The organism is Nonomuraea sp. NPDC049684, from assembly GCF_044465345.1.
GTDB lineage: Bacteria > Actinomycetota > Actinomycetes > Streptosporangiales > Streptosporangiaceae > Nonomuraea.
In genome coordinates, this window is the sequence record NZ_JBITLO010000023.1 from 1 (window position 1) to 26,208 (window position 26,208).

General features: G+C 72.7%; 23 protein-coding genes. 13 read left to right on the forward strand and 10 right to left on the reverse strand.

Going from position 1 to position 26,208, the window contains the following annotated elements:
• The 3 genes from ACIBST_RS44730 to ACIBST_RS44740 all read left to right on the forward strand — a co-directional run.
• A partial coding sequence (locus ACIBST_RS44730; RefSeq protein WP_397170743.1) for an aldehyde dehydrogenase family protein occupies positions 1–225 on the forward strand: 225 nt, incomplete at its 5' end.
• A gap of 84 nt (positions 226–309) precedes the next feature.
• A complete protein-coding gene (locus tag ACIBST_RS44735; RefSeq protein WP_397179560.1) occupies positions 310–1,467 on the forward strand; it encodes an extracellular solute-binding protein in 1,158 nt (385 codons plus the stop codon).
• Positions 1,468–1,698: 231 nt separating this feature from the next.
• Positions 1,699–2,910, forward strand: a complete 1,212-nt coding sequence (locus ACIBST_RS44740) for a saccharopine dehydrogenase family protein (protein WP_397179561.1) — start codon at positions 1,699–1,701, stop codon at positions 2,908–2,910.
• Between the two features lie 67 nt (positions 2,911–2,977).
• On the opposite strand, the gene ACIBST_RS44745 is transcribed toward ACIBST_RS44740, so the two are convergent.
• Together ACIBST_RS44745 and gabT are read right to left on the reverse strand one after the other, a co-directional pair.
• Positions 2,978–3,178 carry a hypothetical protein gene (locus tag ACIBST_RS44745; protein WP_352362958.1) on the reverse strand — a complete coding sequence of 67 codons (201 nt, stop codon included), beginning with the start codon at positions 3,176–3,178 and terminating at the stop codon, positions 2,978–2,980.
• Positions 3,179–3,388: 210 nt separating this feature from the next.
• On the reverse strand, positions 3,389–4,717 hold the full coding sequence (gene gabT / locus ACIBST_RS44750; RefSeq protein WP_397179562.1) for a 4-aminobutyrate--2-oxoglutarate transaminase: 1,329 nt from the start codon (positions 4,715–4,717) through the stop codon (positions 3,389–3,391).
• Between the two features lie 124 nt (positions 4,718–4,841).
• Here gabT and ACIBST_RS44755 point away from each other — a divergent pair, with 124 nt between their 5' ends.
• Positions 4,842–6,557, forward strand: coding sequence for a PucR family transcriptional regulator (locus ACIBST_RS44755; protein ID WP_397179563.1), 1,716 nt, complete (start codon positions 4,842–4,844; stop codon positions 6,555–6,557).
• 69 nt (positions 6,558–6,626) lie between these two features.
• Here the strand turns inward: ACIBST_RS44755 and ACIBST_RS44760 are convergent, their stop codons facing one another.
• Entirely contained in the window at positions 6,627–7,274 is a 648-nt protein-coding gene (locus ACIBST_RS44760; RefSeq protein ID WP_352362964.1) for a TetR/AcrR family transcriptional regulator, read from the reverse strand.
• A gap of 291 nt (positions 7,275–7,565) precedes the next feature.
• On the opposite strand from ACIBST_RS44760, the gene ACIBST_RS44765 reads away from it, so the two are divergent.
• Positions 7,566–8,993, forward strand: a complete 1,428-nt coding sequence (locus tag ACIBST_RS44765; RefSeq protein ID WP_397179564.1) for an aldehyde dehydrogenase family protein — start codon at positions 7,566–7,568, stop codon at positions 8,991–8,993.
• Positions 8,994–9,074: 81 nt separating this feature from the next.
• On the opposite strand, the gene ACIBST_RS44770 is transcribed toward ACIBST_RS44765, so the two are convergent.
• Positions 9,075–10,151 (reverse strand): trypsin-like serine peptidase, encoded by a 1,077-nt coding sequence (locus ACIBST_RS44770; RefSeq protein WP_397179565.1) that lies wholly within the window; start codon positions 10,149–10,151, stop codon positions 9,075–9,077.
• A gap of 56 nt (positions 10,152–10,207) precedes the next feature.
• Entirely contained in the window at positions 10,208–11,218 is a 1,011-nt protein-coding gene (locus ACIBST_RS44775; protein ID WP_397179566.1) for a peptidase, read from the reverse strand.
• A 198-nt stretch (positions 11,219–11,416) separates the two neighbouring features.
• On the opposite strand from ACIBST_RS44775, the gene dxr reads away from it, so the two are divergent.
• The 4 genes from dxr to ACIBST_RS44795 all read left to right on the forward strand — a co-directional run bounded on the left by dxr (position 11,417) and on the right by ACIBST_RS44795 (position 16,418).
• Positions 11,417–12,607 (forward strand): 1-deoxy-D-xylulose-5-phosphate reductoisomerase, encoded by a 1,191-nt coding sequence (gene dxr, locus ACIBST_RS44780; RefSeq protein WP_397179567.1) that lies wholly within the window; start codon positions 11,417–11,419, stop codon positions 12,605–12,607.
• A 40-nt stretch (positions 12,608–12,647) separates the two neighbouring features.
• Entirely contained in the window at positions 12,648–13,817 is a 1,170-nt protein-coding gene (gene ispG / locus ACIBST_RS44785; RefSeq protein ID WP_397179568.1) for a flavodoxin-dependent (E)-4-hydroxy-3-methylbut-2-enyl-diphosphate synthase, read from the forward strand.
• A gap of 129 nt (positions 13,818–13,946) precedes the next feature.
• Entirely contained in the window at positions 13,947–15,539 is a 1,593-nt protein-coding gene (locus tag ACIBST_RS44790; protein ID WP_397179569.1) for an alpha/beta hydrolase, read from the forward strand.
• A 36-nt stretch (positions 15,540–15,575) separates the two neighbouring features.
• Complete coding sequence (locus tag ACIBST_RS44795) at positions 15,576–16,418, forward strand: GNAT family N-acetyltransferase (RefSeq protein WP_352319456.1); 843 nt, start codon at positions 15,576–15,578, stop codon at positions 16,416–16,418.
• 10 nt (positions 16,419–16,428) lie between these two features.
• On the opposite strand, the gene ACIBST_RS44800 is transcribed toward ACIBST_RS44795, so the two are convergent.
• The 3 genes from ACIBST_RS44800 to ACIBST_RS44810 are packed head-to-tail and all read right to left on the reverse strand — an operon-like array spanning position 16,429 to position 18,843.
• Positions 16,429–16,806: a DUF3037 domain-containing protein gene (locus ACIBST_RS44800; RefSeq protein WP_397179570.1), complete on the reverse strand. Its 378-nt coding sequence runs from the start codon at positions 16,804–16,806 to the stop codon at positions 16,429–16,431.
• Positions 16,803–17,615, reverse strand: coding sequence for a HipA family kinase (locus ACIBST_RS44805; RefSeq protein ID WP_397179571.1), 813 nt, complete (start codon positions 17,613–17,615; stop codon positions 16,803–16,805). The genes ACIBST_RS44800 and ACIBST_RS44805 overlap by 4 nt, the downstream gene beginning before the upstream one ends.
• A gap of 49 nt (positions 17,616–17,664) precedes the next feature.
• On the reverse strand, positions 17,665–18,843 hold the full coding sequence (locus ACIBST_RS44810; protein WP_397179572.1) for an FAD-dependent oxidoreductase: 1,179 nt from the start codon (positions 18,841–18,843) through the stop codon (positions 17,665–17,667).
• A 62-nt stretch (positions 18,844–18,905) separates the two neighbouring features.
• Between ACIBST_RS44810 and ACIBST_RS44815 the strand changes: the two genes are divergently transcribed.
• Positions 18,906–19,361 carry a MarR family winged helix-turn-helix transcriptional regulator gene (locus ACIBST_RS44815; RefSeq protein ID WP_397179573.1) on the forward strand — a complete coding sequence of 152 codons (456 nt, stop codon included), beginning with the start codon at positions 18,906–18,908 and terminating at the stop codon, positions 19,359–19,361.
• Between the two features lie 70 nt (positions 19,362–19,431).
• On the opposite strand, the gene ACIBST_RS44820 is transcribed toward ACIBST_RS44815, so the two are convergent.
• Positions 19,432–20,301 carry a TIGR03619 family F420-dependent LLM class oxidoreductase gene (locus ACIBST_RS44820; protein WP_397179574.1) on the reverse strand — a complete coding sequence of 290 codons (870 nt, stop codon included), beginning with the start codon at positions 20,299–20,301 and terminating at the stop codon, positions 19,432–19,434.
• Positions 20,298–21,545, reverse strand: coding sequence for an LLM class flavin-dependent oxidoreductase (locus tag ACIBST_RS44825; RefSeq protein WP_397179575.1), 1,248 nt, complete (start codon positions 21,543–21,545; stop codon positions 20,298–20,300). The genes ACIBST_RS44820 and ACIBST_RS44825 overlap by 4 nt, the downstream gene beginning before the upstream one ends.
• Before the next feature lie 86 nt (positions 21,546–21,631).
• Between ACIBST_RS44825 and ACIBST_RS44830 the strand changes: the two genes are divergently transcribed.
• The 3 genes from ACIBST_RS44830 (at position 21,632) to ACIBST_RS44840 (ending at position 26,158) form a co-directional block, all read left to right on the forward strand.
• Complete coding sequence (locus tag ACIBST_RS44830) at positions 21,632–22,453, forward strand: TIGR03619 family F420-dependent LLM class oxidoreductase (protein WP_397179576.1); 822 nt, start codon at positions 21,632–21,634, stop codon at positions 22,451–22,453.
• 9 nt (positions 22,454–22,462) lie between these two features.
• On the forward strand, positions 22,463–24,001 hold the full coding sequence (locus ACIBST_RS44835; RefSeq protein WP_397179577.1) for a serine/threonine-protein kinase: 1,539 nt from the start codon (positions 22,463–22,465) through the stop codon (positions 23,999–24,001).
• A gap of 108 nt (positions 24,002–24,109) precedes the next feature.
• Positions 24,110–26,158 (forward strand): PASTA domain-containing protein, encoded by a 2,049-nt coding sequence (locus tag ACIBST_RS44840; protein ID WP_397179578.1) that lies wholly within the window; start codon positions 24,110–24,112, stop codon positions 26,156–26,158.
• The last annotated feature ends 50 nt before the right edge of the window (positions 26,159–26,208 follow it).

Sequence of the window (26,208 nt, forward strand, 5' to 3'; positions counted from 1 at the left end):
CGGTTCCAGAACGAGGTCGAGGTGGGGATGGTGGGGATCAACGTGCCGATCCCGGTGCCGATGGCGTTCTACAGTTTCGGCGGGTGGAAGTCGTCCCTGTTCGGTGACACGCATGTGCACGGCGCCGAGGGGGTGCATTTCTACACGCGGGGCAAGGTGGTGACATCGCGCTGGCTGGATCCGTCCCACGGCGGCGTGAACCTCGGCTTCCCCACGAACGGGTAACCGACGCCTCCCGCCGGGAGGGACCGGCGTCCCTCCCGGTCCCGTCCCCGGTAAGCTCCAGCGCAACGGACAAGGGGGGACATCGTGAGACGCCGTCGCATATCCGCCGTGGCGCTGGCCACGGCGGCGCTGGTCGCCGGCACGGGAGCGGTGTCCTCGACCTCCGAGGCGGCCGGGCAGCCGGCCGTCAGGCCGAGCCCCAAGCCCACCCCGACGGCCACGCCCTCGCCCACGGCCACCCAGAGCGACGGCACGCTGCAGATCCTCACCTACCGCGGCTACGCCGAGTACGGCGGGATCAGCCCCAAGGCCAACTGGGTCGGCTCCTTCGAGAAGGAGACCGGCTGCCGCCTGGCCCGCGTCGACACCGTACGCACCGCCGAGGAGATGGAGCGGGCCGTCGCGGCCGCCGAGCGCCCGTACGACCTGATCTCGGCGGGCCCGGCGCTGGCCGGCGACCTGATCACGCGCAAGCTGGTACAGCCGATCGACCCGGCCAAGGTGAGCGGCTACGACGACCTGAACGAGCGTTTCCGCGACATGACGAAGGTGTCCGGCAAGGTCTACGGCGTGCCGTTCCTGTGGGGGTACCACGAGTTCGTCTACGACTCGTCCAGGGTCAAGGACGCGAGCATGAGCCAGGTGTTCGCCTCCGGCCGGACCGCGCTCCGCGACAGCCCGCTGACCATCGCCGACGCGGCGCTGGCCGACGCCGCCGTCAAGGACCCGTACGAGCTGAGCCAGGAGCAGCTCGACCGGGCCATGGCGCTGCTCGGGCAGCAGAAGGAGCGCACCTACTGGCGGAAGCCGATCGACCTGATCAAGGGCTTCGCCACCGGGTCGCTGGATTACGCGCAGGCCACACCGTACTATCGCCTGCTGCTGCAGAAGGCCGGCAAACCGGTCCGGACGGTCGCCGCCAAGACGGCCACCGGCTGGCTCGACTCCTGGATGCTCGGCGCCAACCTGCCCGACACCACCTGCGCCTACCGCTGGCTGACCTGGATGACCGCGGCCGACGCCCAGCGCGACGCGGCCGCTTGGGTGGGGCTCGCGCCGGCCAACGACAAGGCGTGCAAGGGCCGGGCCAAGTCGATCTGCGACCTGTACGGCGCCGACGACCCCAAGCGGCTCGACCGGATCGCCTTCGCCGTCCGGCCGCCGGGCGGTTGCCGCGGCGAGGACGGGGAATGCACTGATTATGCCGTCTGGGGGAAACGGTGGGCCGAACTCGCCGAGTAGGTGAGATCTCCGCCCCCGCTCGACCCCATCGCGGGCGCGCCTTCCCCCGGGTGCGCCTGCAGAGACGCCCCGGGCCTTCCCCCCTGTCCCGGGGCGTCTCGCTGTTCCCTGCTTGACGGACGTCCTGGTGCCGGGGCGTCTCGCCGTGCACCGGCCGGAGGACGTCCGTACTCGGGAACTCTCCGGCGCGAAAATTCGACTGAATGACCAGTCAGTGAGTATGTTCTCCTCATGAGAATCCTTCTTGTCGGCGCCGGAGGCGTCGGCTCCGCCGTGGTGCCCATCGCCGCCCGCCGCCATTTCTACGAACACATCGTGGTGGCCGACTCCCAACAGAGCCGGGCGGCCCGCGCCGTCGCCGCCGTGGACGACCCCCGCTTCACCGCCATCCAGCTGGACGCCTCCGACCGGGCCCAGGTCGCCGCGGCGCTCCGGGAGCACCGATGTGACGTGCTGTTCAACGCGGTCGATCCGCGCTTCACGATGCCGCTGTTCGAGGCCGCCCTGGAGGCCGGGGCCCACTACCTGGACATGGCGATGTCGTTGTCGAAGCCGCATCCGCGCGAGCCGTACCGCAAGCCCGGGGTGAAGCTGGGGGACCGGCAGTTCGAGCGCGACGGCGAGTGGCGCGGCGCGGGCCGGCTCGCGCTGGTCGGCATGGGCGTCGAGCCGGGGCTCGCGGACGTGTTCGCCCGCTACGCCGCCGACCACCTGTTCGACGAGATCGACGAGATCGGCATCAGGGACGGCGCCAACCTCGTCGTGGACGGCTACGACTTCGCGCCCACGTTCTCCATCTGGACCACGATCGAGGAGTGCCTGAACCCGCCCGTCGTCTGGGAGGACGGGCAGTGGCGCACCACCGAGCCGTTCAGCGAGCCCGAGGTGTTCGACTTCCCCGACGGGATCGGGCCCGTGGAGTGCGTGAACGTCGAGCACGAGGAGGTGCTGCTCGTCCCGAGGTGGATCCCGGCGCGGCGGGTGACGTTCAAGTACGGGCTCGGCGAGGAGTTCATCGGCGTGCTCAAGACGCTGCGCAAGCTGGGCCTGGACAGCGCCGACAAGATCAGGGTGGGCGGGGCGGAGGTGGCGCCGCGCGACATGGTCGCCGCGAGCCTGCCGGACCCGGCGACGCTGGGCGCCCGCATGCGCGGCAAGACCTGCGCGGGCACGTGGGTCAAGGGCACCGGCAAGGACGGCTCCCCGCGCGAGGTGTACCTCTACCACGTGGTGGACAACGAATGGTCGATGCGGGAGTACGGCTCCCAGGCCGTCGTGTGGCAGACGGCGATCCATCCTGTGGTCGCGCTGGAGCTGGTGGCGACCGGGGTGTGGAAGGGCGAGGGCGTGCTCGGCCCCGAGGCGTTCGACGCGGTGCCGTTCCTCGACCTGCTGCGCGAGTACGGCTCGCCGTGGGGCCTGCGCGAGGCGGCCGCTGCTTGACGGTCGCTGCTTGACGGCCCCTGCCCGGCGGTCCGTGCTTGACGGCCGGGGCTTCCCCGGCCGCGGCCTAGCGGCCGGGGAAGGCCACCACGGTCGCCATGGGAGCGGGCAGGAGCGCCTCGGCGCATTCGGTGCAGGCGAGCACGGAGGAGTTGTCGGGCAGCTTGCCGACCCGGACCCGGGGCCGCGGCCACCTCTTGTGGCACACCACGCAGGCGTCGCCGTCGCGCTGGGCCGGCGTCAGGCCCTCAGGGTCGAACGTCAACATACTCCGTGCCGTTCTGGTGGGACCCCAGTTCATCACGCTCCCAGCTGCCATCGCCCCTCCGCATGTCCGGATCCGTTATAACCCTGACCGAGGCCGTGATCGTCTAGCTGAGCGTCAAGCCAGGGTGAATTCTCTACCCGAGTGACCTGCGTTACACACACAAAATCGGGCATCCAGCCGCAAGCCGGATGCCCGATTTTTTGGACTTTGCTATAGAGCGGAGATGGCCTTCTCCAGGATCCCCAGGCCCTCCTCAAGCAGGTGCTCGGGCATGACCAGCGGGGGCAGGAAGCGCAGCACGTTGCCGTACGTGCCGGCGGTCAGGACCACCAGGCCCTCGGCGTGGCAGCGCTTGACGATCTCCTGGACGGCCGCCGGGTCCGGGTTCTTCGTGCCCGGCTCGACCAGCTCGATCGCGATCATCGCGCCGCGTCCGCGCACGTCGCCGATCGCCGGGAACCGCTCCTGGAGCGCGCGGAGGCGGGGGAGCATGATCTCGCCGATGCGGCGGGCCTTGGCGACCAGGTCCTCCGACTCGATCGTCTCCAGGACGCCGAGCGCGGCCTCGCAGGCCAGCGGGTTGCCGCCGTACGTGCCGCCCAGGCCGCCGACGTGCACGTGGTCCATCAGGTCGGCGCGCCCGGTCACGGCGGCCAGCGGCAGGCCGCCGGCGATGCCCTTGGCGGTGCAGATGATGTCGGGGACGACGCCCTCGTCCTCGCAGGCGAACAGGTCACCGGTGCGCGCGAAGCCGGTCTGGACCTCGTCGGCCACGAAGACGATGCCGTTCGCCCGGCAGAACTCGGCGATCCGCGGCAGGAAGCCCCTGGCCGGGACGATGAAACCGCCCTCGCCGGCGATCGGCTCGATCACCACGGCGGCCACGTTCTCCGCCCCGACCTGCTTGTTGATCTGGTCGATGGCCTGCGCGGCGGCCTCCTCCGCGCAGTTGTCCGCGCCCGTCGGCCAGCGGAACGGGTAGGCCAGCGGCACCCGGTACACCTCGGGCGCGTACGGGCCGAAGCCCTGCTTGTACGGCATGTTCTTGGCGGTCATGGTCATCGAGAGCAGCGTGCGGCCGTGGTAGCCGTGGTCGAACACCACGACGGCCTGCCTGCCGGTGGCGTGCCGGGCCACCTTGACGGCGTTCTCGACGGCCTCGGCGCCGGAGTTCACCAGGAAGGTGCGCTTCTCGTGGTCGCCGGGGGTCAGCTCGTTGAGCCTCTCGCAGACCTGCACGTACGACTCGTACGGGGTGACCATGAAACAGGTGTGGGTGAAGTCGGCCGCCTGCTTCTGGACGCGCTCGACGACCTTCGGCGCGGAGTTGCCCACGTTCGTCACGGCGATGCCGGAGCCGAAGTCGATCAGAGAGTTCCCGTCGGCGTCCTGGAGGATGCCGCCGCCGGCGCGGGTGACGAAGACCGGCAGCGTGGTGCCGATGCCGGAGGGGACGGCGGCCTGCTTGCGGGCCAGCAGCTCCTGCGACTTGGGGCCTGGGATCGCGGTCACGACGCGCCGCTCCTGGGGAATGCTCATGGGCTCGACGCTACGTCGGGCTCCGACCTGGGCCGATACGTCGATATGGCACACTGGGGGTGCTCGCCTTTGCCGGAATGGACAAACTCGTATGGCACCTTCGCTGCGCACCGTGGTGCGACGGATGAAGTTGCGTCAGCTCGCGGGCGCGGCGGCCTCCGGAGCGCTCGACGCGGAGGTGCGCTGGGTGGCAGTCAGCGAGCTGGAGGACCCGACGCCGTTCCTTGAGGGCTCGGAGCTGCTGCTGACGACCGGGATCCGCCTGGAGGGTGACTTCTCCGGATATGTCGCCCGGCTGGTGGATCGTGAGGTGGCCGGGCTCGGCTTCGGCGTCGGCCTCTCCCACGAGCACGTCCCGGCCGCCCTGGTCGCGGCCGCCGACGAGGCGGGGCTGCCGCTGTTCGAGGTGCCGCGCGAGACGCCGTTCATCGCCATCGGCAAGGTGGTCAGCGAGCTGCTCGCGGCCGAGCAGTACGACGAGATCACCCGCGCCTTCGCCGCGCAGGGGCGGCTCACCCGGGCGGCGCTGCGTCCGGAGGGCATGAACGCGGTCATCGACCGGGTGGCTAAGGAGATCGACGGCTGGGCGATGCTGCTCGACGAGACGGGCGAGGTCCGGCACGCCACGCCGGGGGCCGACGTGCCGGTCGTGGTGGCCGAGCTGCGCCGGCTGCGCGCCGGCGGCCCGGCAAGACCCCAGCCCGCCGGAGCCGAACGCGCACTCCCTGACGAGCCCGCCGCCCCCCAAGGGCCGGTCGGTGAGCGGGTACGCGGCGGTGGTCAGGCTGGTGAGCGGGTGGGGGGCGGCGTGCCGGTCGGGGCACGGAGGCGCGGGGCGGTCCAGGCCGGTGAGCGGGTGCCGGCGAGTCTCGCGTTGTCCGGGCCTGACGAGCACGTCGTGATCCAGCCGCTCGGCGGCGGTCCACGGCCGCGCGGCTTCTTCGCGGTCGGCGCCCGCAGGCCCTTCTCGCCGGTGACCCACACGGTGATCAACGCGGCCGGGTCGCTGCTCACGCTCGCCATGGAGCAGGGCAGGGCCCAGCGGGAGGCCGGTCGGCGGCTCCGCTCGGCCGTGCTGGAACTGCTGCTCGGCGGGGCGGTCGAGCAGGCGCGGGCGGTGGCAGGCACGCTCGGCGCGCGACTGCCCGGCGAGCCGCTGGTGGTCCTCGCAGCGGGCGCGGCCGCCCTGGAGACCCTGGAGCCGCACGGCTTCACAGCACTCCTCGACGACGGCCACAACGGTCCCGGCGGCGCACACGGCGGCGGTCCTGGCAGTGGTTCCGGCGATGGTCCTGGCGGTGGTCATGGTGGCGCTCACGGTGGTGGTCCCGGTGGTGGTGGCAGGCGGGGGCGTGGTGGTGGGCTTCCGGGTGGGGAGACGGTGAGTGTCTGTCTGATGGCGGAGGGGGTCGCGGAGAAGGTGGCGCGGGAGGTGGAGGGGCCGGTCGGGCTGAGCTCGCCCTGCCGCTACGACGGCCTGCGCGACGCGCTCGACCAGGCCCGCCGCGCGCTGGCTCACAGCGACGGCGGCATGACGCGCTTCGCCGACCTGGCCGGCCAGGGCCTGCTCGCCCTGCTGGACGCCGACACCCTGCGCGCGTTCTCCGGCGCGCTGCTGGCCCCGCTCACCGCGTACGGCTCCCGCGCCGACCTGGTCGAGTCGCTGCGCGCCTACCTCGACAGCAACGGCCACTGGGACGCAGCCGCCCAGCGGCTCGGCGTCCACCGGCACACGCTGCGCTACCGCATGCGCCGCGTCGCCGAACTCCTCGGCCGCGACCTCGACGACCCGGGCGTACGCGCCGAGCTCTGGCTCGCCCTGGAGGCAGCCCGCCGCTGAACCCATCACCGGGTCCGCCACTGAGCCCACCGCTGGGCCCGCCGCTGGGCCCGCCGACCGGTGGGTGCGTCAGCGGCCGGGGGCCGACGGGAGGCTGTCCTTGTCCACCAGGTAGCAGCAGATCGTGGCCAGGGTGACCGCCTCGTACGTGCGGTCGTCCCGCAGGTGGCCGGCCCGTTCCAGGCTGATCGCGCCCTGCGCGGCGGCCCAGAGCGCGTCGGCGATCTTGCGGGGCTGGGTCGGCGTCAGGTAGCCGGCGGAGATGCAGTCGGCGATCACCCGGTCGAGGATGTTCAGCGCCGCGCGGGCGAGCGTCCTGGCCCGCTCGCTGGGCTCGAAACCGGGGATGGCCCGTTCGAACATCAGGTTGTAGTAGCCGGGCTCGGACAGGCACGCCTGCCGGTAGGCGGGGCCGAGCGCGGTCAGGTACTCCAGCGGGTTGCGCCGCTGCGGGACCGCTTCGAGAAAGCGGCGGAAACGCTCGAAACCCTCCAGATACAGCGCCTCGGCCAGGCCCTCCCGGTTGCCGAACATCGTGTAGATGACGGTCGTCGTGCAGCCGGCCTCGGCCGCGATCCTGCGCATGGTCAGACTGTCGGGACCCTCGCTCTGAAGCAGGTTCACCGCCACGTCGAGCAGGCGGGAACGGAGTTCGTCGTGGGTGGCGCGCTCGCCCAGCAGGTAGGCGCCCTGCAGGCCCAGCGGCGTCGAGGTCATGCGACCTCCCCAGCGACCAAGGAGCTCAGTGTCCTTGTGACCTCACTTTGCTCGGTCACGGGGCCCACGCCTTTCTGATCGGGGGCCCACCGCGCTGGAGACCCGCACCCGATGACTTAGCCATGGCGGAGATCGCTCAAACCACTCCGCATGGTAAACATCCCGAATTGGGTCTACTTCTGTTACATCATGGGTATACACCAGGGCTTGTACTTAACGGTGAGCGCTCATGGGAGTCTTGTGCACCGTGGTGTAAATCCCCGGACTCCCGCTTGGCATAACGTCGTGGGTATGGACGTGCGTACCTTCTGGCTTGCCGGCCGGCCCGCCACCGGCGAAACCGATCTCACCGTGACCAACCCCCATGACGGTCGTGAGGTCGGCCGGTACTCCGTACCGACCGATGCTCAGGTCGAGGAGGCCGTCGCGGCCGCCCACGCGGTCTCGCGCGAGGCCGCCGCGCTGCCCGTGCACGTACGTGCCGAGGCCCTGGCCCACGTCTCGCGCCGGCTGGCCGAGCGGGCCGACGAGATCGCCCACCTGATCACCGCCGAGAACGGCAAGCCGATCTTCTGGGCGCGCGGCGAGGTCAACCGCGCCATCTCCACGTTCCGCTTCGCGGCGGAGGAGGCCCGCCGCTGGTCGGGCCAGGTGCAGCGGCTCGACACCGAGCCGGCCGCCGCGGGCCGTCTCGCCTACGTCTCCCGCGTGCCCAAAGGACCCGTGCTGGCGATCACCCCGTTCAACTTCCCGCTGAACCTGGTCGCCCACAAGGTCGCGCCCGCCATCGCCGTCGGCGCCCCGATCATCGTCAAGCCCGCGCCCGCCACGCCGCTGTCCTCGCTGGTCCTCGGCGAGATCCTGGCCGAGACCGACCTGCCCGCGGGCATGTTCTCGGTGCTGCCCGTGCCGAACGAGCGCGCCGCCGCCCTCGTCGACGACCCCCGCCTGCCCGTGGTCTCCTTCACCGGCTCCGCGCCCGTCGGCTACGCCATCGCCGACCAGGTGCCGCGCAAGCACGTGACCCTGGAGCTGGGCGGCAACGCCGCGGCCGTCGTGCTGGCCGACGCCGACCTCGACTGGGCCGCGCAGCGCATCGCCCTGTTCTCCAACTACCAGGCCGGTCAGAGCTGCATCGCCGTCCAGCGGGTGATCGTCGAGCAGCCGGTCTACGACGCGTTCGTCGAGCGGCTGCTGCCGGCCGTCGGTGGGCTCGTCACGGGTGACCCGGCCGACGAGAAGACCCAGGTCGGGCCGCTGGTGTCGGAGGCCGCCGCCGAGCGGGTGGAGCAGTGGGTGCGCGAGGCGGTCGCCGCCGGCGCCCGCGTCCTGGCCGGCGGCACCCGCGAGGGCGCCACGGTCGCGCCGACCGTGCTGGCCGACGTCCCGCACGACGCCAAGGTGGCCTGCGAGGAGGTGTTCGGGCCGGTGATGATCCTCCAGCCGGCCGCGTCGATCGACGAGGCGTACGCCATGGTGAACGACTCCAAGTACGGCCTCCAGGCCGGCGTCTTCACCCGCTCCCTGGACGCCGCCTTCAAGGCCAACCGCGAGCTGGAGGTCGGCGGCGTGATCATCGGCGACGTGCCGTCGTACCGGGCCGACCAGATGCCGTACGGCGGCGTGAAGGACTCCGGCATCGGCCGCGAGGGCCTGCACTCGGCCATGGAGGACCTGACCTACGAGAAGGTCATGGTGCTCACCGGCCTGTCGCTGTAGCTCCCGCCCCGCCCCGCCCCGCGCCGCCCCGGCGCGGGGCGGTCGTGTGTCCGGGCGGGGACCGCCGAGCCGCCGCGGTCGTCAGGCGCGTTCGGCCGTGGCGTAGACCGTCCTGGCGGCCTGGCCGAAGTACGGGCCGTACATGGTGTGCTGGTCGTCGCTGTACTTGAAGCTGCTCAGCGAGGTGATCGTGCCGCGGCCGGTCATCGGGTCGAAGCCGGACAGCCAGGGGCCGCCGCTCGACCCGGCGGTCATGGCGCAGCCGAGCCCCTGGTCGCGCGTCTGCTTGTACGGGTCGTCGCGCAGCCGCCCGGCGCAGTAGACGAGCTGGTCGCCGTCGTAGGGCGGGTCGGCCGGGTAGCCGAAGCCGTAGGTCTGGCCGCCGCGCCGGGTGTTGAAGGCGATGTCCTGGGTGCCCACCACGTCGGCGACGTGCCGCCCGCCCGAGGTGGCCAGGGCGACCATGCCGACGTCGTGGTTGTCGTCGCCGGAGCGCGACCAGGGGGCCGAGACGAACATGCGGCGGGCCGCGTACTGGCCGTAGGGCTGCTCGCCGCCCCTGCCGTAGCCGGGGACGAACGTCCAGTTCTGGGCCCATTCGCCGGCGCCGTCCTTGACGCAGTGGCCGGCGGTGACGACGAGGTCCTTGCTGGCGCTGGTGACCGTGCTGGCCGAGCAGACGAAGTCGGCGCCCGCCAGGGTCAGGAACACCCGCCCGGTGGTGCGGGTCACGGCTCCGCCGGTGCTCCAGCGCGCGCCGATCGTGCTGGCCTGGGGCCTGGACGACGCCTGGTGGCGCCGGCGGCCGACGTTGATCTCGGTACGGCCGCCGGACCCGCCGGACCCGCCCGGCTCGGCCTGCGCCCCGCCGCGCCCGGTCAGGCCGCTGAGCAGGCCGTCGCCGTCGGTCACGGAGTCGAGCAGGCCGATGGGCAGGGCCGCCGCCATGCGTTGCGGGGTCCAGTAGCCGAGCACGCGCCGCTGCTCGGCGTCGCTCCGCGCGGCCTCGTGCTCGACCACCATGCCGAGCTGAGCAGCGGCGTGCTCGACGGCGGGACGATCGACCTGGTGCTGGCCGGGGACCGCGCCGAGGATCGCCGGTCCCGTCAGCCCCGCGATCAGCGGGACGGCCGCAAGCAGGGAGGTGCTCAGGGTCATGGCCCCCGAGTGTGCACCACGAGATGTGTTCTTGCGGCTACTTTCCGTGAATTGAATCAGAGTGCGCTGGTGGTTTGCGCTGCTTGGTACACAGCCTGTGCTTCGTTTCCGAAATAGGGGCCGAACATCCAGTTGGGGGCGAAGTTGTATTTGAAGCTGTTGACCGAGTTCTGCGTGCCGAGACCGGTCGACTCGTCGAAATTCAGCATCCACGGGCCGCCGCTCGCGCCGCCGGTCATGTCGCAGGTCAGGCCGAGGTCGTCGGAGAGCAGGAAGTCGTCGAACGTGCGTCCGCTGCAGTAGATGAGCTTCGAGCCGTCGTAGGGGGCCGCGGCCGGGTAGCCGAAGGAGTGCATCTGCCGGCCGCGTTGCTGGTTGAAGGCCACGCCCTGGCCGCCGACGACGTCCACCAGGCTCTTGCCGTCCACCTGGGCCACCACGGCGGCGGCCACGTCGAAGTCGACGTCCTCACTGGCGTTCCACTGGGGGGTGGTCAGCAGCTTGGCGGCCGGCCAGGTGCCGAAGGGGCGCCGGCCGGCGGCGTAGCCGGGCACGAACACCCAGTTGGTGTGGAAGGCGCCGCCGAGCTTGACGCAGTGGCCGGCGGTCAGCACCACGCTCTTGTTCGCGCTGGTCACCGCCGAGCCCGAGCACGAGGCGCTGCGTCCCTGGTAGGTGAAGAACACCCGGCCGGTGGTCTGCGCGACGGCGCCGCCGCCCCAGGGGGCGCCGGAGCTGTTCGCCGACCGGAGCCGCCGCCCGTCGCCCCGGCCGCCGGTGGGCGGCGCCTGCCAGGGGGTGCCGCCGTCGGGCTCGCCGGGCCCGGCCGCCGCGCCGCGGGACGCCTTCCCGCCGTTCTTGGGCGCGGGCAGGTCGAGCGGCTGCGCGCTCTCCATGCGCGCCTCGGTCCAGTACCGCGTGACCTGCCGTTGCTCGGACGCCGAGTCCGCGGCGGCGTGCTGGGCGGGACGGGGTGCCGCGCCGGCCTGGGCCGCGGTGCCGGGGAGCAGGGCGATGCTCCCGGCGGCGAGGGTGAGAACGGGGAGCAGGGCAGATCTGCGGCGCATTACGTAACCTCCCGAAACCGGAGCTGGGGCTTGGAAGGTAGCCGCACAATAATCAGGATTTCTCCAGAAATGCGCATCCCGATATAGCGATATCTGGACATAAATGGCGTGGGTTATCGCGCGTCACTCAGGAGCCGGGATCGCGCCGGTCGGCCCCTCACGTGCCCGTCCGCGTCCGGCAGCGGGGACAATGGACACGTGCATGCAGAGACCCTCCGCTCCGTCGTCGTGCTCGGCTCCACCGGCTCGGTCGGCACCCAGGCCCTCGACGTCATCGCCGCCGACCCCAACCGGTTCAAGGTCGCCGGGCTCGCGGCCGGGGGCGGCAGGGTCGAGGAGCTGGCCGCGCAGGCGGCCCGGTTCGGCGTGGAGGTCGTGGCGGTGGCCGACGCCGCCGCCGTCCCGGCGCTGAAGGAGGCGCTGGCCGCGCGCGGGGCGTCCCCCGTCGTGCTGGGCGGTCACGAGGGCGTCGCCGAGGTCGCGGGCTGGCGGTGCGACACCGTGCTCAACGGCATCACCGGCGCGCTGGGCCTGACGTCCACGCTGGTCGCGCTGGAGGCCGGCCGCACGCTCGCGCTGGCCAACAAGGAGTCCCTGATCATCGGCGGGCCGCTGGTCAAGCGGCTGGCCGCGCCGGGGCAGATCCTCCCGGTCGACTCCGAGCACTCGGCGGTGCAGCAGTGCCTGTGGGCCTCCGGCCCCGGCGCCCACGACCCCGCCGCCGTCAGGCAGCTCGTCATCACCGCCAGCGGCGGCCCGTTCCGGGGCATGAAGCGCGAGGAGATGGCCGACGTCACCCCCGAGATGGCGCTGGCCCACCCCACCTGGTCCATGGGCCCGGTCATCACCATCAACTCCGCCACGCTGGTCAACAAGGGGCTGGAGGTCATCGAGGCCCACCTGCTGTTCGACATCGGCTTCGAGCGGATCGAGGTCGTCGTCCACCCGCAGTCGGTGATCCACTCCATGGTCGAGTACGTCGACGGCTCCACCATCGCCCAGGCCAGCCCGCCCGACATGCGCCTGCCGATCGCGCTCGCGCTGGCCCACCCGGCCCGCGTGCCCGGCGCCGCCCGGCCCGTCGACTGGACCAAGGCCCACACCTGGACCTTCGAGCCGCTCGACGACGCGGCCTTCCCGGCCGTCGCGCTGGCCCGGCACGTCGGCGCCGAGGGCGGCACCGCGCCCGCCGTCTACAACGCCGCCAATGAGGTCTGCGTCGAGGCGTTCGCCAGGGGCGGGCTGCGTTTCCCCGCGATCGTCGACACGGTCGCCCAGGTCGTCGAGGAACACCGCGTCACCCCGGCCTCCAGCGTGGAGGAGGTGCTGGCCGCCGACGCCTGGGCCCGGGCGCGTGCGGCCGAACTCACAGCCGGGCAGTCCTTCTAGCTACCTAGACTGGGTAGCGTCGTCACACCTAAGGGTAGAAATGTCTTCTGTAGCACTTGGCATCCCGACGGTCCGCCCCAAGCCGCTCGCCGAACGCCGGCACTCCCGCCAGATCATGGTCGGCAGCGTTCCCGTGGGCGGCGACGCGCCCGTCTCCGTCCAGTCGATGACGACGACGGTCACCGCCGACGTCAACGCCACGTTGCAGCAGATCGCCGAGCTGACGGCGTCCGGCTGCCAGATCGTGCGCGTGGCCGTCCCGTCGCAGGACGACGCGGACGCGCTGCCGATCATCGCGAAGAAGTCCCAGATCCCGGTCATCGCCGACATCCACTTCCAGCCGAAGTACGTGTTCGCGGCCATCGAGGCGGGCTGCGCGGCGGTCCGCGTCAACCCGGGGAACATCAAGAAGTTCGACGACAAGGTGGGCGAGATCGCCAGGGCGGCCGCCGACCACGGCGTGCCGATCAGGATCGGCGTCAACGCCGGGTCGCTCGACCCCCGCCTGCTCCAGAAGTACGGCAAGGCCACGCCCGAGGCGCTGGTCGAGTCCGCGCTGTGGGAGTGCTCGCTGTTCGAGGAGCACGGCTTCAGGGACATCAAGATCTCGGTCAAGCACAACGACCCGGTCGTCATGATCAACGCTTACCGGCTGCTCGCCGCCAAGTGCGACTACCCGCTCCACCTCGGCGTCACCGAGGCCGGCCCCGCCTTCCAGGGCACCGTCAAGTCCGCCGTGGCGTTCGGCGCGCTGCTGGCCGAGGGCATCGGCGACACCATCCGCGTCTCGCTGTCCGCGCCGCCCGTCGAGGAGGTCAAGGTCGGCGCCCAGATCCTGGAGTCGCTGGGGCTGCGCGAGCGGGGGCTGGAGATCGTCTCCTGCCCGTCGTGCGGCCGGGCCCAGGTCGACGTCTACACGCTGGCCGAGCAGGTCCAGGCCGGTCTGGAGGGGCTCAAGGTCCCGCTGCGGGTGGCCGTCATGGGCTGCGTCGTCAACGGCCCAGGCGAGGCGCGCGAGGCCGACCTCGGCGTCGCCTCCGGCAACGGCAAGGGCCAGATCTTCGTCAAGGGCGAGGTCATCAAGACCGTGCCCGAGTCGCAGATCGTCGAGACCCTGATCGAGGAGGCCCTGCGGCTGGCCGAGGAGATGGGCGTCGAGGTCGACCTCGACGACGACGACGTCGCCGGGCCCCAGGTGACCGTGGGCTGAGCGCCCGCCGGGGCCGGTAACCCGGTGCAATGGCCCCATTACAAACTGGCAAGCCTTTCCCCATTCCCAGCGTCATGACCCGCTCGCCCGCGGGAGCATCACAGGGCCATGACGAGGGGGAGGGGCTGGGTGAAGCGCGTATTCAGTGTTGCCGTCGGCATCGCGGTGCTGGTCGCCGGGGTTGTCAGCGCGGACGGAGTGGCGTCGGCCGGCAGGGGCGCGGCCTGGGGGGCGCAGCAGGTGGTCTGGGGGCCGTGCCCGGCGAAGGAGGGCAAGACGGTCCGGGCCGACCTTGAGTGCGCCACCGTACGCGTGCCGCTCGACTACCGCGACCCCTGGGGCCAGTCGATCAAGCTGGCGATCAACCGCATCAAGGCCAAGGTGTCCAGGGACGGCAACCATCTCGGCACCCTGCTGATCAACCCGGGCGGCCCGGGGGCCTCGGGCCGTGACCTGACCGAGTTCGTCTCGAACGGCCTGCCGAACCGGCTGGGCGAGCGTTACGACGTCGTCGGGTTCGACCCGCGCGGGGTCGGCGGCAGCGAGCCGTCGCTCCACTGCGTGGACCCCGACACCTACTACCGGGCGCCGCGACCCGACGCGGTGCCGCACACGGCCGGCGACGAGAGCAAGCTGCTGGCCAGGGCCGACGAGTACGCCACCCGCTGCGGCGACCTCTGGGCCTGGATGCTGCCGCACCTGACGACCGAGAACTCGGCCAGGGACATGGACACGATCAGGGCGGCCCTGGGCGAGGAGAAGATCAGCTACCTGGGCTACTCGTACGGCACCTACCTCGGGGCCGTCTACGCCACCCTGTTCCCGCAGCGGGTCAGGCGGCTGGTCATGGACAGCACGGTCAACCCCGAGGGCGTCTGGTACCGGTCGAACCTGGGCCAGGACGTCGCCTTCGAACGCCGCCACCGCGCCTTCCTGGCCTGGACGGCCCGGCACAACGACGTCTACCGGCTGGGCGGCACGCTGAAGCAGACCTCGTTCGCCTACTACGCGATGCGCGACCGGCTGCGCACCCGCCCGGCCGGCGGCGTGGTGGGGCCGAGCGAGCTGGACGACACCTTCACCCTCGGCGGGTACACCGACCGGGTGTGGCCGGAGTTCGCCCGCGCCTGGTCCGCCTACGTGCGCAAGGGCGACGTGCAGCCGCTGGTGGAGGCGTACAACCGGCGCGGCAAGAACGACGCCGACGACGAGAACGGCTACGCCGTCTACCTCGGCGTGCAGTGCCGCGACGCCGCGTGGCCGCGCGACTGGGACAAGTGGCGCACCGACATGGCCCGCCTCCACCGCAGGGCGCCGTTCCTGACCTGGCCGAACGCCTGGTTCAACGCGCCGTGCGCGTTCTGGCCGGTCAAGGGCGGCACGCCGGTCGCGGTGCACGCCTCGCCGAAGCTGCCGCCGGTGCTGTTCCTGCAGTCGCGCGACGACGCCGCGACGCCGTACCGGGGGGCGCTGGCCATGCGCCGGCGGTTCCCGCGCAGCGGCATGGTGATCGACGAGGGCGGCAACCACGGTGTGTCGCTGGCCGGCAACCGGTGCGTGGACGGCCACCTCGCGGCGTACCTGGCCGACGGCACGCTGCCGGCCCGGACGGCGTCCTGCGCGGCCCTGCCGGACCCGTCGCCCGCCGCCCACCTGGCCGCCCACATGGCCGCGGGAGGCGCGCAGGGTCACGATCGGCTCACCGACGTGCTGTCCCGGTGAGCTATTCGGGGGACGTTCGCGTAGTCTGACCATGTGATGCTGCGTACATCGGCGTCGCGCGTGCTCGACGACAGCGACCGGGACGAGGTTCTCGCCCTGCTTGACTGCGATCCGGTCGCCAACGTCTTCGTCTCCTCCCGGGTGCGGGCCGTCGGACTCAATCCGGCACGCCTCGGGGGGCAGATGTGGGGGTTCGGGCCGCGCGGCGGGCTCGTGTCGCTCTGTTACGCCGGCGCCAACATGGTCCCGGTCAACGCCGGCCCCGAGGCCGTGCACGCGTTCGCCGACCGTGCCCGCAAGCAGGGGCGCAGGTGCTCGTCCATCGTGGGCCCCGTCGAGGCGGTGTCCCTGCTGTGGGAGCGGCTGGAGCCGCACTGGGGCAGGGCGCGGGCCATCCGGTGGGCGCAGCCGGTGATGGCGACCTCCAGCAAGGCCCCCGTGCCCGCCGATCCGCTGGTGCGCCGGGTGCGGCCCGAGGAGTTCGACATCGTGCTGCCGGCGTGCGTGGCGATGTTCACCGAGGAGGTGGGCGTCTCGCCCAACCTCGGCGACGGCGGCGCGCTCTACCGCACCCGGGTCGCCGAGCTGATCCGCATCGGCCGCTCCTACGCCCGCATCGACGACGGCCGGGTGGTGTTCAAGGCGGAGGTGGGCGCGGTCACGCCGCACGCCTGCCAGATCCAGGGCGTGTGGGTGGCCCCCGACCAGCGCGGCAAGGGCCACGCGGTGGCGGGCATGGCGGCGGTCGTGGAGGCGGCGATGAGCTGCTTCGCCCCCGTCGTGTCGCTCTACGTCAACGACTTCAACCACTCGGCGCGGGCCGTCTACCGCAAGGTGGGGTTCCGCGAGGTGGACACCTTCATGTCGGTGCTGTTCTGAGGGTGTGCGGCTAGAGGCGGACCAGCTTGTCGAACAGCCGGGCCAGCTCGGTGCCGGGGTCGGCGGTGAGGCCGGCGTGCACCGGCCCGGTCTGGACGATCGTGCTGCGCGGCGCGGTCAGCCAGCGGAACCGGCCGCCCAGCGGCTCGCTCGCGAGGGGGCCCGGCCGGTCGCCGCAGGCCCGCTCGTAGGCGCTGAGCGCGTGGCGCACGCCGTCGAGGTCGGCGCCGGGGTCGAGGGCGCGCAGGCGGGCCGGGTCGAGGTGCACGCGCGCGCACAGGTAGTCGCGTGGCTGGCAGTAGAGCAGCACGCCGGCGTTGATCAGCTCGCCGCGCTCGACTTTCGGCATGACGCGGATCACCGCGTACTCGTAGACGTCTCTGGTCACCGGCTGCCTCCCCGCCAGAATTCGCCGACCGAGCCGGGCCCGGCCGCCCTGCGTTCCTTGTCGGGGCCGCGCAGCAGCCACTCGCGCGGCCCGTGCGCCCGGCTCAGCAGATGGTCGATGTAGGACTCCCGGACGGCCTGGGCGGAGTCGAAGCCCGGCTCGCCGTCGAGCCATTCGTCGGGCACCAGGGCCGTCACCTCGCCGAGCAGGTCGCGGGTGATCCGGCCGGCCAGCTCGTCGCCGGCGGCGGGCACGTCGGGCGCGAACGGCGCGAGCACGTGGTCGCCGGTGTCGAAGGCGCGCTGCGGGTCGGCCGTGCGCCAGTTGTGGTGGAACCACAGGGCCGCGCCGTGGTCGATGAGCCAGATGTCGCGGTGCCAGACCAGGAGGTTGGGGTTGCGCCAGCTCCGGTCGATGTTGTGGATCAGGCCGTCGAACCAGACCACCCTGGAGGCGAACACCGGGTCGGGGATCCAGCCCAGGGGGTCGAACCCGAGCGCGCCGGGCAGGAAGTCGACGGCCAGGTTGAGGCCGGTGCTGGCCTTGAGGAGGTCCTGGACCTCCTCGTCGGGCTCGCGGACGCCGAGCTGCGGGTCGAGGTCGATGAGCTTGAGCTCGGGAGTGCGCAGCCCCAGCCGGCGGCCCAGCTCGGCGGCGATGATCTCCGCGACCAGCACCCGCCGGCCCTGCCCCGCCTCGCGGAACTTCACCACGTACGTGCCGAGGTCGTCGGCCTCGACCACGCCCGGCAGCGACCCGCCCTCCCGCAGCGGGGTCACATATCGGGTGGCTGCGATCTTTTCCAGCACGGGACGAGGCTATCGTCCCCCTGGCCCCCATCCGTAACTCCGGGCCGGTTCAACGCGCCGGTGGCCGGACAGGACGGGCGAAAGGGGCGAACGGCTGCCGCAACGAGGCTTCGACGGCGGTGAACGCGTAGTCGAGCATGGCGTGCTCGTAGGCCGTCTTCGCCTCGGCGAGCGGGCGGCCCGCGGCGGCGGCAGCGGCCAGCTCCGCGCTCAGGGTGCGCGCGTCGCGCAGCGCGACGTTCGCGCCCTCGCCGCGCCCCGGGCTCATGCTGTGCACCGCGTCGCCGAGCAGGGTCACCGCGGGCTCGTCCCAGGGGCGCACCCGCCGGGCCGAGTGGGTGTGCACCAGGAACGTCGCCTCGGGGTCGGCCCGCTCGACGATCCGGCGCACGCCCTCGTGCCAGCCGGCGACCGTGGCGAGCGCGAGCCGGTGCAGGGCGGCGGGGGAGGTGTCGTCCGGCAGGGGGCCGGGGGCGGTCAGCGTCCAGGAGAAGTAGCCGGGGACGTCGGTCAGCTCCAGGCCGGGGGCGTGCCGGGCGGCGGCCTCGGCCACCGGCGCGCAGGGGCGGCAGGTGGCGACCGAGATCGCGGTGTGGTCGGGCGCGGTGACGCGGTTGAAGGTGTCGACCAGGTCGGCGGGCGTGGCGGCCAGCAGGTCGGGGGTCAGGACGGTCCTGCCGTACAGGGCCCAGTCGAGCCGGTCCACGACGGCGTCGGGGAGGAGCTGGGCGCGGACGCGGGAGCCGACGCCGTCCGCGCCGGCGAGCAGGTCGCCGTCCAGGGCGGAGCCGCCGGCGAGGTGGGCGCGGACGCGGCCGCCGGGCAGCGGCTCGTACCGGCTGAACTCGGTGCCGAAGCGCACGTCGAGGCCGGACAGCAGGATCTCGCGCAGGGTGAGCCGGTTGACGCCGAAACCGGCCACGCCGGGGAGCTGCGGCGGGACGTCCTTGGAGAACTTGGGGACGAGCCGGGTGTCCATGAAGGTCATGCGGGTGGCCGGGCGGATGGAGGTGGCCACGGCCAGGTCGTACAGGTCGGGGGGCAGGATCTCGCGCAGCGCCGCGGCGCCGGTCTCCTTGAGGCTGATGCGGTACCCCTGGGGGCGGTGGCCGGCCGAGGGGTCGCGCTCCAGGACGGTGACCTGGAAACCCGCCGTGCGCAGGCCCTGGGCCAGGGATAAGCCGCCGATGCCGCCTCCCGCGACGATGATGTGGGCAGAAGTGTCCATGGATCCGACGATAGACGATAGCTGTCGCGACAGTAAATGCTTGCGCCAGCTATTCTGGTCGCGTGACCGACGATCGAATGCCGCCGTCGTTCGAGCTGGTGCTGGGCGGCGGGTCGCTGCTCGTGCAGGTCGGACGGGAGCTCAACACCGAGACCGAGCGCCGCCTGGCTCCGCTCGGGCTCACCGCGCAGCAGGCGGCGCTGCTGCTGCACGCGGCGGGCGGGCGCAGCACGCCCGGCGTGCTGAAGGGCCGGCTCGGCACGGACACGGCCGGGATGACCCGGCTGCTGGACCGGCTGGAGGCCAAGGGGCTGCTGCGGCGGGTCCGGCGGCCGGAGGACCGGCGCTCGGTCGTCATCGAGCTGACGGACGAGGGGCACGCGCTGGTGCCGCGCCTGCCGCCGATCTTCGGCGGGGTCAGCCGCCAGGTCTTCTCGGGCTTCTCCGGGGAGGAGATCGAGCAGGTCACGGGCATGCTGCGGCGGATCATGGCCAACCTCGCCGAAGGGAGGCCGTGACCGGGACGCGCGCGCGCCGCGCCTCCCGGCCAGCATCGCCGGGGCTGCCGGAGCCCCCGGGGCTCAGGGGTCAGAGTTTGGCGATGACCTCCTCGGCGAAGCGCTCCATCGTGGCGATCTTGAGGTCGAGGCTGTCCTCGCCGTACCGGGCCTTCTCCTCGGGGGTGGCCAGCCACCAGGGGGCCGCCATGGTGGCGGTCACGCCCTTGGCGGCGAAGCGGCGGTAGGTCTCGGCGTCCGGCAGCACGGCCAGCGGGGCGACGATGTCGAACGGGCCCGTCCTGCCGTTCTCGTCGAGGTGCCGGCGGAGGGTGTCGAGCACCGGGTCGAGCTGCTCCTCGGTGTAGATGCGGTTGCCCAGCCAGCCGTCGCCGAAGCGGGCGGCCCGGCGCAGCGCCGCCTCGCTGTCGCCGCCCACGTAGACGGGCACGGGCCCGGCCGGCGTGGGGGAGATCGACAGCGGCGGCAGGCCGTCCAGCTCGACGGTCTCGCCCGACCACAGGGCGCGCAGCGTGGGCAGCATCCGGTCGAGGCGGCGGCCCCGGGTGTGGAAGTCCTGGCCGGTGCCGAGGAACTCCTCCTCGCACCACCCCACCCCGACCCCGAACGTCACCCGTTCCCGCGACAGCACCGCCGCCGTGGAGACCAGCTTGGCCACGGTGAACAGGTCGCGGGCGGGGGCGATGTAGACGTTCGGCGAGAAGCGCAGCGTCGTGGTGGCCGTGGCCATCGCGCCGATCGTCACCCACACGTCGGGCCAGTGCGTCTCGGCGCTCCACCGGGGCGCGCCCGACCGCGAGTACGGGTACCGCGAGGCGAAGTCGGCGTAGAACAGGTGGTCCGACAGCGTGAAGGTGTCGAAGCCGCAGCGCTCGGCCGCCCGCGCCAGCTCCACGAACTGGTCGGTCGGGACGAACGACGCCCCCAGCCACATCTTCATCGGAACTCCGGCGCGACCTTGGTGGCGAACATCTCCAGGTTCCGCTTGACCGTGTCCAGCGGGAGCACGCCCTGCTGCCCCTGCATGTACAGGCCGAACCACTCCAGGTCCGGCATGCGGTCGAGCATGCGCTGGATGCCGCGCTTGACGTCGTCCGGCGTGCCGAACAGCGCCATCTCCACGTCGTTCATGCGCTTGGCGTCGCCCTTCTCGGGGGAGATCGGCTTGTGCTTCTCGTCCTCCTTCTTGCGCAGCACCTCCAGGTAGCCGAAGGGGCCGAAGAAGGCGGCGAAGTCCTTGGGGATGCTGCGGCCGAAGGTGTTGATGGCCTCCTCGGTGGTGTCCGCGATGCCGACGATCTTCAGGATGCCGGTGTGCTCGCCCAGCTTGTAGTGACGGCCCTGCCGGGCCGACTCCTCCTGGTAGAGCTTGGCCTTGGCGGCGTGGTCGTCGGGGTTGGGGGTGAACATCCACGGCAGGATGTCCTCCTGCGCGGCCCTGATCACCGACCGGTCGGAGATCGTGAACGGCTGCCACAGCTCCGGATGCGGGTTCTGGTACGGCCGGGGGCAGACCGAGATGGCCTGGATCTTCCCGTCGTCGGAGACCTCGCCGGGGGCCCCGAAGGTCTTGGTCCATTCCATCGCGGGCCAGCCCTCGATACCGTCGTAGGGGTATGGCACCTCGTAGTCCAGCACGTCGGACTTGTAGCGGAGGGTCTCCTGCGTCCAGGCCATCTTCATGATCTTCAGCACCTCGCCGAAGACGTCGAAGTTCCGCGTGTCCGAGGCCGAGCCGTCGGACCGGGCGGCGGCGGCCTGCCAGCGCTGGCCGAGGACGTTCATCCAGCGGTTCTGGTAGCCGCGGGCCACGCCGAGCCGCAGGCGGCCCTTGCTGAACTGGTCGAGCAGCGCCACGTCCTCGGCGGCCCTGATCGGGTCCCAGGCGGGCAGCACCATGCCGAGCGGGGCGAGCAGGATGCGCTCGGTCCGCGCGGCGAGGTCGGTGAGGAACATCAGCGGATTGACCGAGAACTCCATTCCCTCGGAGTGGAAGTGGTGCTCGGTCATCATCAGCGCGTCGAACCCGATCTGGTCGGCGTGGACGGCTATCTCCCGCACCTCGTGCAGCAGCCGCTGATACGACTCGGTGTCGCGTCCGATGGGACGCCGTGCCTTGGCGTTCTCCTCGGCCGCGTATCCAGAGCCTGGAATCTGCGGATTCAGGAAGATAGAGAACTTCACCGGGAACCTCTTTCCGCGGACGTCGCCTTGCAAGCTACCCTGGAAATCTTAGCCGAGCAATCGCTTGGTTGACATGAGGAGGCCGTATGAGGCTGGGTGTCACGATGTTCGCCACGGATCTGGCCATGCCGGTCCAGGACCTCGCGGCCGCGGCCGAGGAGCGCGGGTTCGACTCGCTCTACCTCCCCGAGCACACCCACATCCCGGTCAGCCGCCGCACGCCGCCCGCCGGCGGCCAGGCCGAGCTGCCCGAGGAGTACAAGCGCACCCTGGACCCGCTGGTCGCGCTCTCCTTCGCCGCCGCCGCGACCCGGCGGCTGCGCGTCGGCACCGGCATCCTGCTCGCCGCCCAGCGCGACCCGATCGTGACCGCCAAGGCCCTGGCCACGCTCGACCACCTGTCGGGCGGGCGCGTGGTGGTCGGCGTCGGGTTCGGCTGGAACGTCGAGGAGATCGAGAACCACGGCGTGCCGTACGGGCGGCGGCGCGAGGTCGCCCGGCGCAACGTGCTGGCCATGCGGGCCTTCTGGCGGGACGAGGTGGCCGCCGTCGAAGGGGTCGAACCGTCCTGGTCGTGGCCCAAACCCGCGCACGACCTGCCCGTCTACCTCGGCGGGGCGGCCGGGCCGAAGCTGTTCGCCCACATCGCCGAGTACGGCGACGGCTGGATGCCCATCGGCGGCAAGGGCATCAAGGACGCGCTGCCCGCTCTGCGCGAGGCGTGCGAGAAGGCCGGGCGGCCGATGGCCAGGGTGATCCCGTTCGGGACGCTGCCCACCAGGGAGAAGCTGGACTACTTCGCCGGGCTCGGCATCGAGGAGGCCGTGGCCACCCTGCCGAGCGGCCCGGCGGACGCCGTGCTGCGCGCCCTCGACGGCTACGCCGCGCTGCTGCCGGCGGTGTCATAATGACGCCCTATGTCCGAGCTCCGTGCTGATGATCCCCGACGGCTGGGGGAGTACCGGCTCTCGCGCCGGCTCGGGCAGGGCGGCCAGGGCGTCGTCTTCCTCGGTCACTCGGCGGCCGGGGCGCAGGTCGCGATCAAGCTGCTGCACGCGAGCGTGTCCAAGGACGCCGACGTGCGGCGCAGGTTCCTCGGCGAGGTCGAGGCGGTGCGCCGGGTCGCGGCCTTCTGCACCGCCCAGCTCCTCGACGCCGACCTCGACGGCGACCGGCCCTACCTGGTCAGCGAGTACGTCGAGGGGCCGTCGCTGGGCGAGCACGTGGTGGCCGGTGGGCCGCGGAGCGGCGGCTCGCTCGACCGGCTGGCCATCGGCACCGCCACCGCCCTGGGGGCGATCCACCGGGCGGGGGTCGTCCACCGGGACCTGAAGCCGGGCAACGTGCTGCTCAGCCTCGACGGGCCGCGGGTGATCGACTTCGGGGTGTCCCGGCTGATGGACGCCGCCGCCACCACGACCAGGTCGCCCATCGGCACGCCGGCCTACCTGTCGCCCGAGCGCATCAACGGGGAGCCGGCGGGGCCGCCCGCGGACATGTGGGCGTGGGGGCTGACCGTGGCGTACACGGCCGGGGGGCGGCACGCGTACATGGCGGACACGTACCCGGAGGTCCTGGCCCGGATCCTGTACGGCAAGCCGGACCTGCGCGGGTTGTCGGGGCGGCTGCGGGAGATCGTGGAGGCGTGCCTGGCCCACGACCCGCGCGACCGTCCGGACGCCGAGGAGACGCTGCGCGCGCTGCTCGGCCAGGACGGCGGAACCGGCGACGTCCTCCCCTCCGGCGCCCAAGCCGCCACCCCCACCCCACCACCCGCCTCCCCCCGCCCCACCCCGATCACCCCCACCCCCACGACCACCCCCGACAGGACCCCCACCACAGCGCCCGGGCGAGCCCCCACCTCACCTGCCGAAGGCACGCCCGCCATCGCGGCTTCCCCTCTCTCCGAAGGGACGCCCGACGTCGCGGCCGGGGGAGTGGCCGCCGCCCCTTCCCCCAAGGGGACGCCCGCCGTCGCGTGGCGGAGGTGGCAGGTGGGCGTGGCGGTGGCCGGGGTCGTGCTCGGGGTCGCAGGGTTCGTGTTCTGGTGGCGCACGTCCCAAGAACCCGGCCTGGACGGCACCCGGAAGGGGACGTCCCAGCACGCCCCCACCCCGACCACCGAAAAACCGGACACCACCCGCACCGCCCTCGACGGCACCTGGACGGGATCGGCCGAGCATCCCACGGCCGGCCGGGTCTTCCCGGTCGAGCTGCGCCTGCGCGCCGACGGCGAGTCCACCATGCGCTGGGGCGCCGACCTGCACTGCTCCGGCCGGCTCGCCCCCACAAAGAGCGCCGTCGTGTACGCGCTCGGCCAGGTCAAGGGCCAGGCGTGCCACGCCGGGACGGTCCGCATCGTCCCCTCGGACGACCCCGACCGGTTCCTGGTCAAGGTGACCCGGTCCGACACCGGCGCCGTCATGTACGCGGGCCAGCTCTCCCGTGCCACCTGACCGGCTGTGTCACGGTCAGGCGGCGATTGGCGTGCACACTGTTGACTGAACGCCGCCCGTTGCCTTCAGTGGAGAGCAAGAAGGGGTGGCGGCGAGGGGAGGCGCCCCGTGCCGACGGCGCAGCCGCTGAGAACGGGGGACCCGCACAGACTCGGCGAGTACGAGCTCGCCGGGCGGCTGGGTGAAGGCGGGCAGGGCGCGGTGTTCCTCGGTTCGCGAAGCGGCGAGAGGTACGCGGTCAAGCTGCTGCACGGGCCCGTGGGGGATGAGCAGGGCGCGTTCCTGCGCGAGGTGGAGCTGGCCAAGCACGTGGCGCGGTTCTGCACGGCCCAGGTGATCGACGCCGGGTTCGACGAGGGCCGGCCGTACATCGTGAGCGAGTACGTCGACGGGCCCTCGCTGCACCGGGAGGTCTCGCTGACCGGGCCGCGGCACGGCGGCGCGCTGGAGCGGCTGGCGGTCGGCACCGCGACCGCGCTGGCCGCGATCCACCGGGCGGGCATCGTGCACCGGGACTTCAAGCCGCAGAACGTGCTGCTCGGGCCCGACGGGCCGCGGGTGATCGACTTCGGGCTGGCCAGGGCGCTGGACGCGGCGGCCACGGTGACGAACAGGGGCGTGGGCACGCCGGCGTACATGGCTCCCGAGCAGATCACCGCCTCGGCCGTGACCGGGGCGGCCGACGTCTTCTCCTGGGGCGCGACGATGTGCTTCGCGGCCAACGCGAGCGCGCCGTTCGGGCAGGACTCGGTGGCGCCGGTGCTGCACCGCATCCTGACCGCGCCGCCCGAGCTGGGCCGGCTGGACGGGCGGCTGCGCGTGCTGGTCGCCGCCTGCCTGGACAAGGACGTCAGGAACCGGCCCACCAGCAGGGAACTGCTGCTCGCGCTGCTCGGCGAGCCGGACGCGCCGGACCGCGGGTACGGCGACGTGCCGCTGGTCCCCGGGCAGCGTCCGCCCGTGCCGCTGGCCGAGCCGGAGGTCACCGGCGTGGCCGGCGCCTACCACCTGCGCTCGCGGACGGGAGCCGGGCCGGAACCTCCCACGTCCACCGGCCCGGCGGCCCAGCCCGGCCCGACGACGCCGGTCGAGGCGCCCCCGCCAGGCCCGACGACGCCGGTCGGTGCGCCCCCGCCAGGCCCGAGGCCGTCGGACGGCCTGCGGACGCGGGCCGGGACGGGCGCGCCGGACCGGCCGGGCCGGGGACGCGGGGCCCGGTGGGTGCAGGCGGTCGTGGCGGTGTGCGCGGCGCTGGTGGTGACCGCGGTCGTGCTCACCGTGATCGTGCCCGCGCTCAACGGCCACCGCTCCGGCCAGGCGTCCGTGCTGCCGGCGCCGCCGCCGCGCCCGGCGGGTTCGGCGCACGCCTCCTCGCGGCCGGGCGGGAAGACGGCGGACCGGCAGCGCGTGCCCACCGTCGCGCCCGCCGTCGAGCCCACCGGCGTACCGGTCGGGGTGCCCACCGGCGAGCCGACAGCCGGGCGGCCGGTGACGGTCGTGGTCCCGCCGCTGACCGGCCTGGACCGGGCCGACGCGGTCAAGGCGCTCAAGCAGGCCGGGCTGACCGTCGGCGCGGTCACCAGGACCGACTCGCCGCGGGAGATCGGCCGGGTCCTGGGCAGCCGTCCGGCGGCCGGCGCGGTGGTGGGCCGGGGCGGCGCGGTCGCGCTGGAGGTGTCGGCGGGGATGCCGGTGCCGTCCCTGGTCGGGCAGGGGCGCAAGGAGGCCGAGGCGGCGCTCACCGCCGCCGGGCTCGCGGCGGGGACGGTCACCCGGGCCTGCTCCGGCCGGCCGGACGGCCAGGTGCTCGCGACGCGGCCGGAGGCGGGCGCGCGGCTGCCGGGCGGCGCGCCGGTGGCGCTCACGGTGGCCCGCCAGGGCGTGCAGGTGCCGTCCGTGGTGGGGCGGTCCCGCGCCGACGGCCGGGCCGGCCTGGTCGCGGCCGGCTTCACGGTACGGTCCCGCGCCCAGGTCGTGGACGACGACGCCAAGGCGGACACCGTCCTGAGCCAGAGCCTGACCCCGGGAACCTGCGCCGCGCCCGGGGACGTGGTGGTGATCACGGTCGGCGTCGTCGGCCAGTCCGGCGGCCCCGGCCCCGAGGAGCCCACACAGACCCCGACCGGCCCCGCCACCGACCCCTCGACCGGCCTGTAGCCACCACCGGCGCGCCGGAAAGCGGCCGGAAAGCGGCCGGAAAGCAGCGG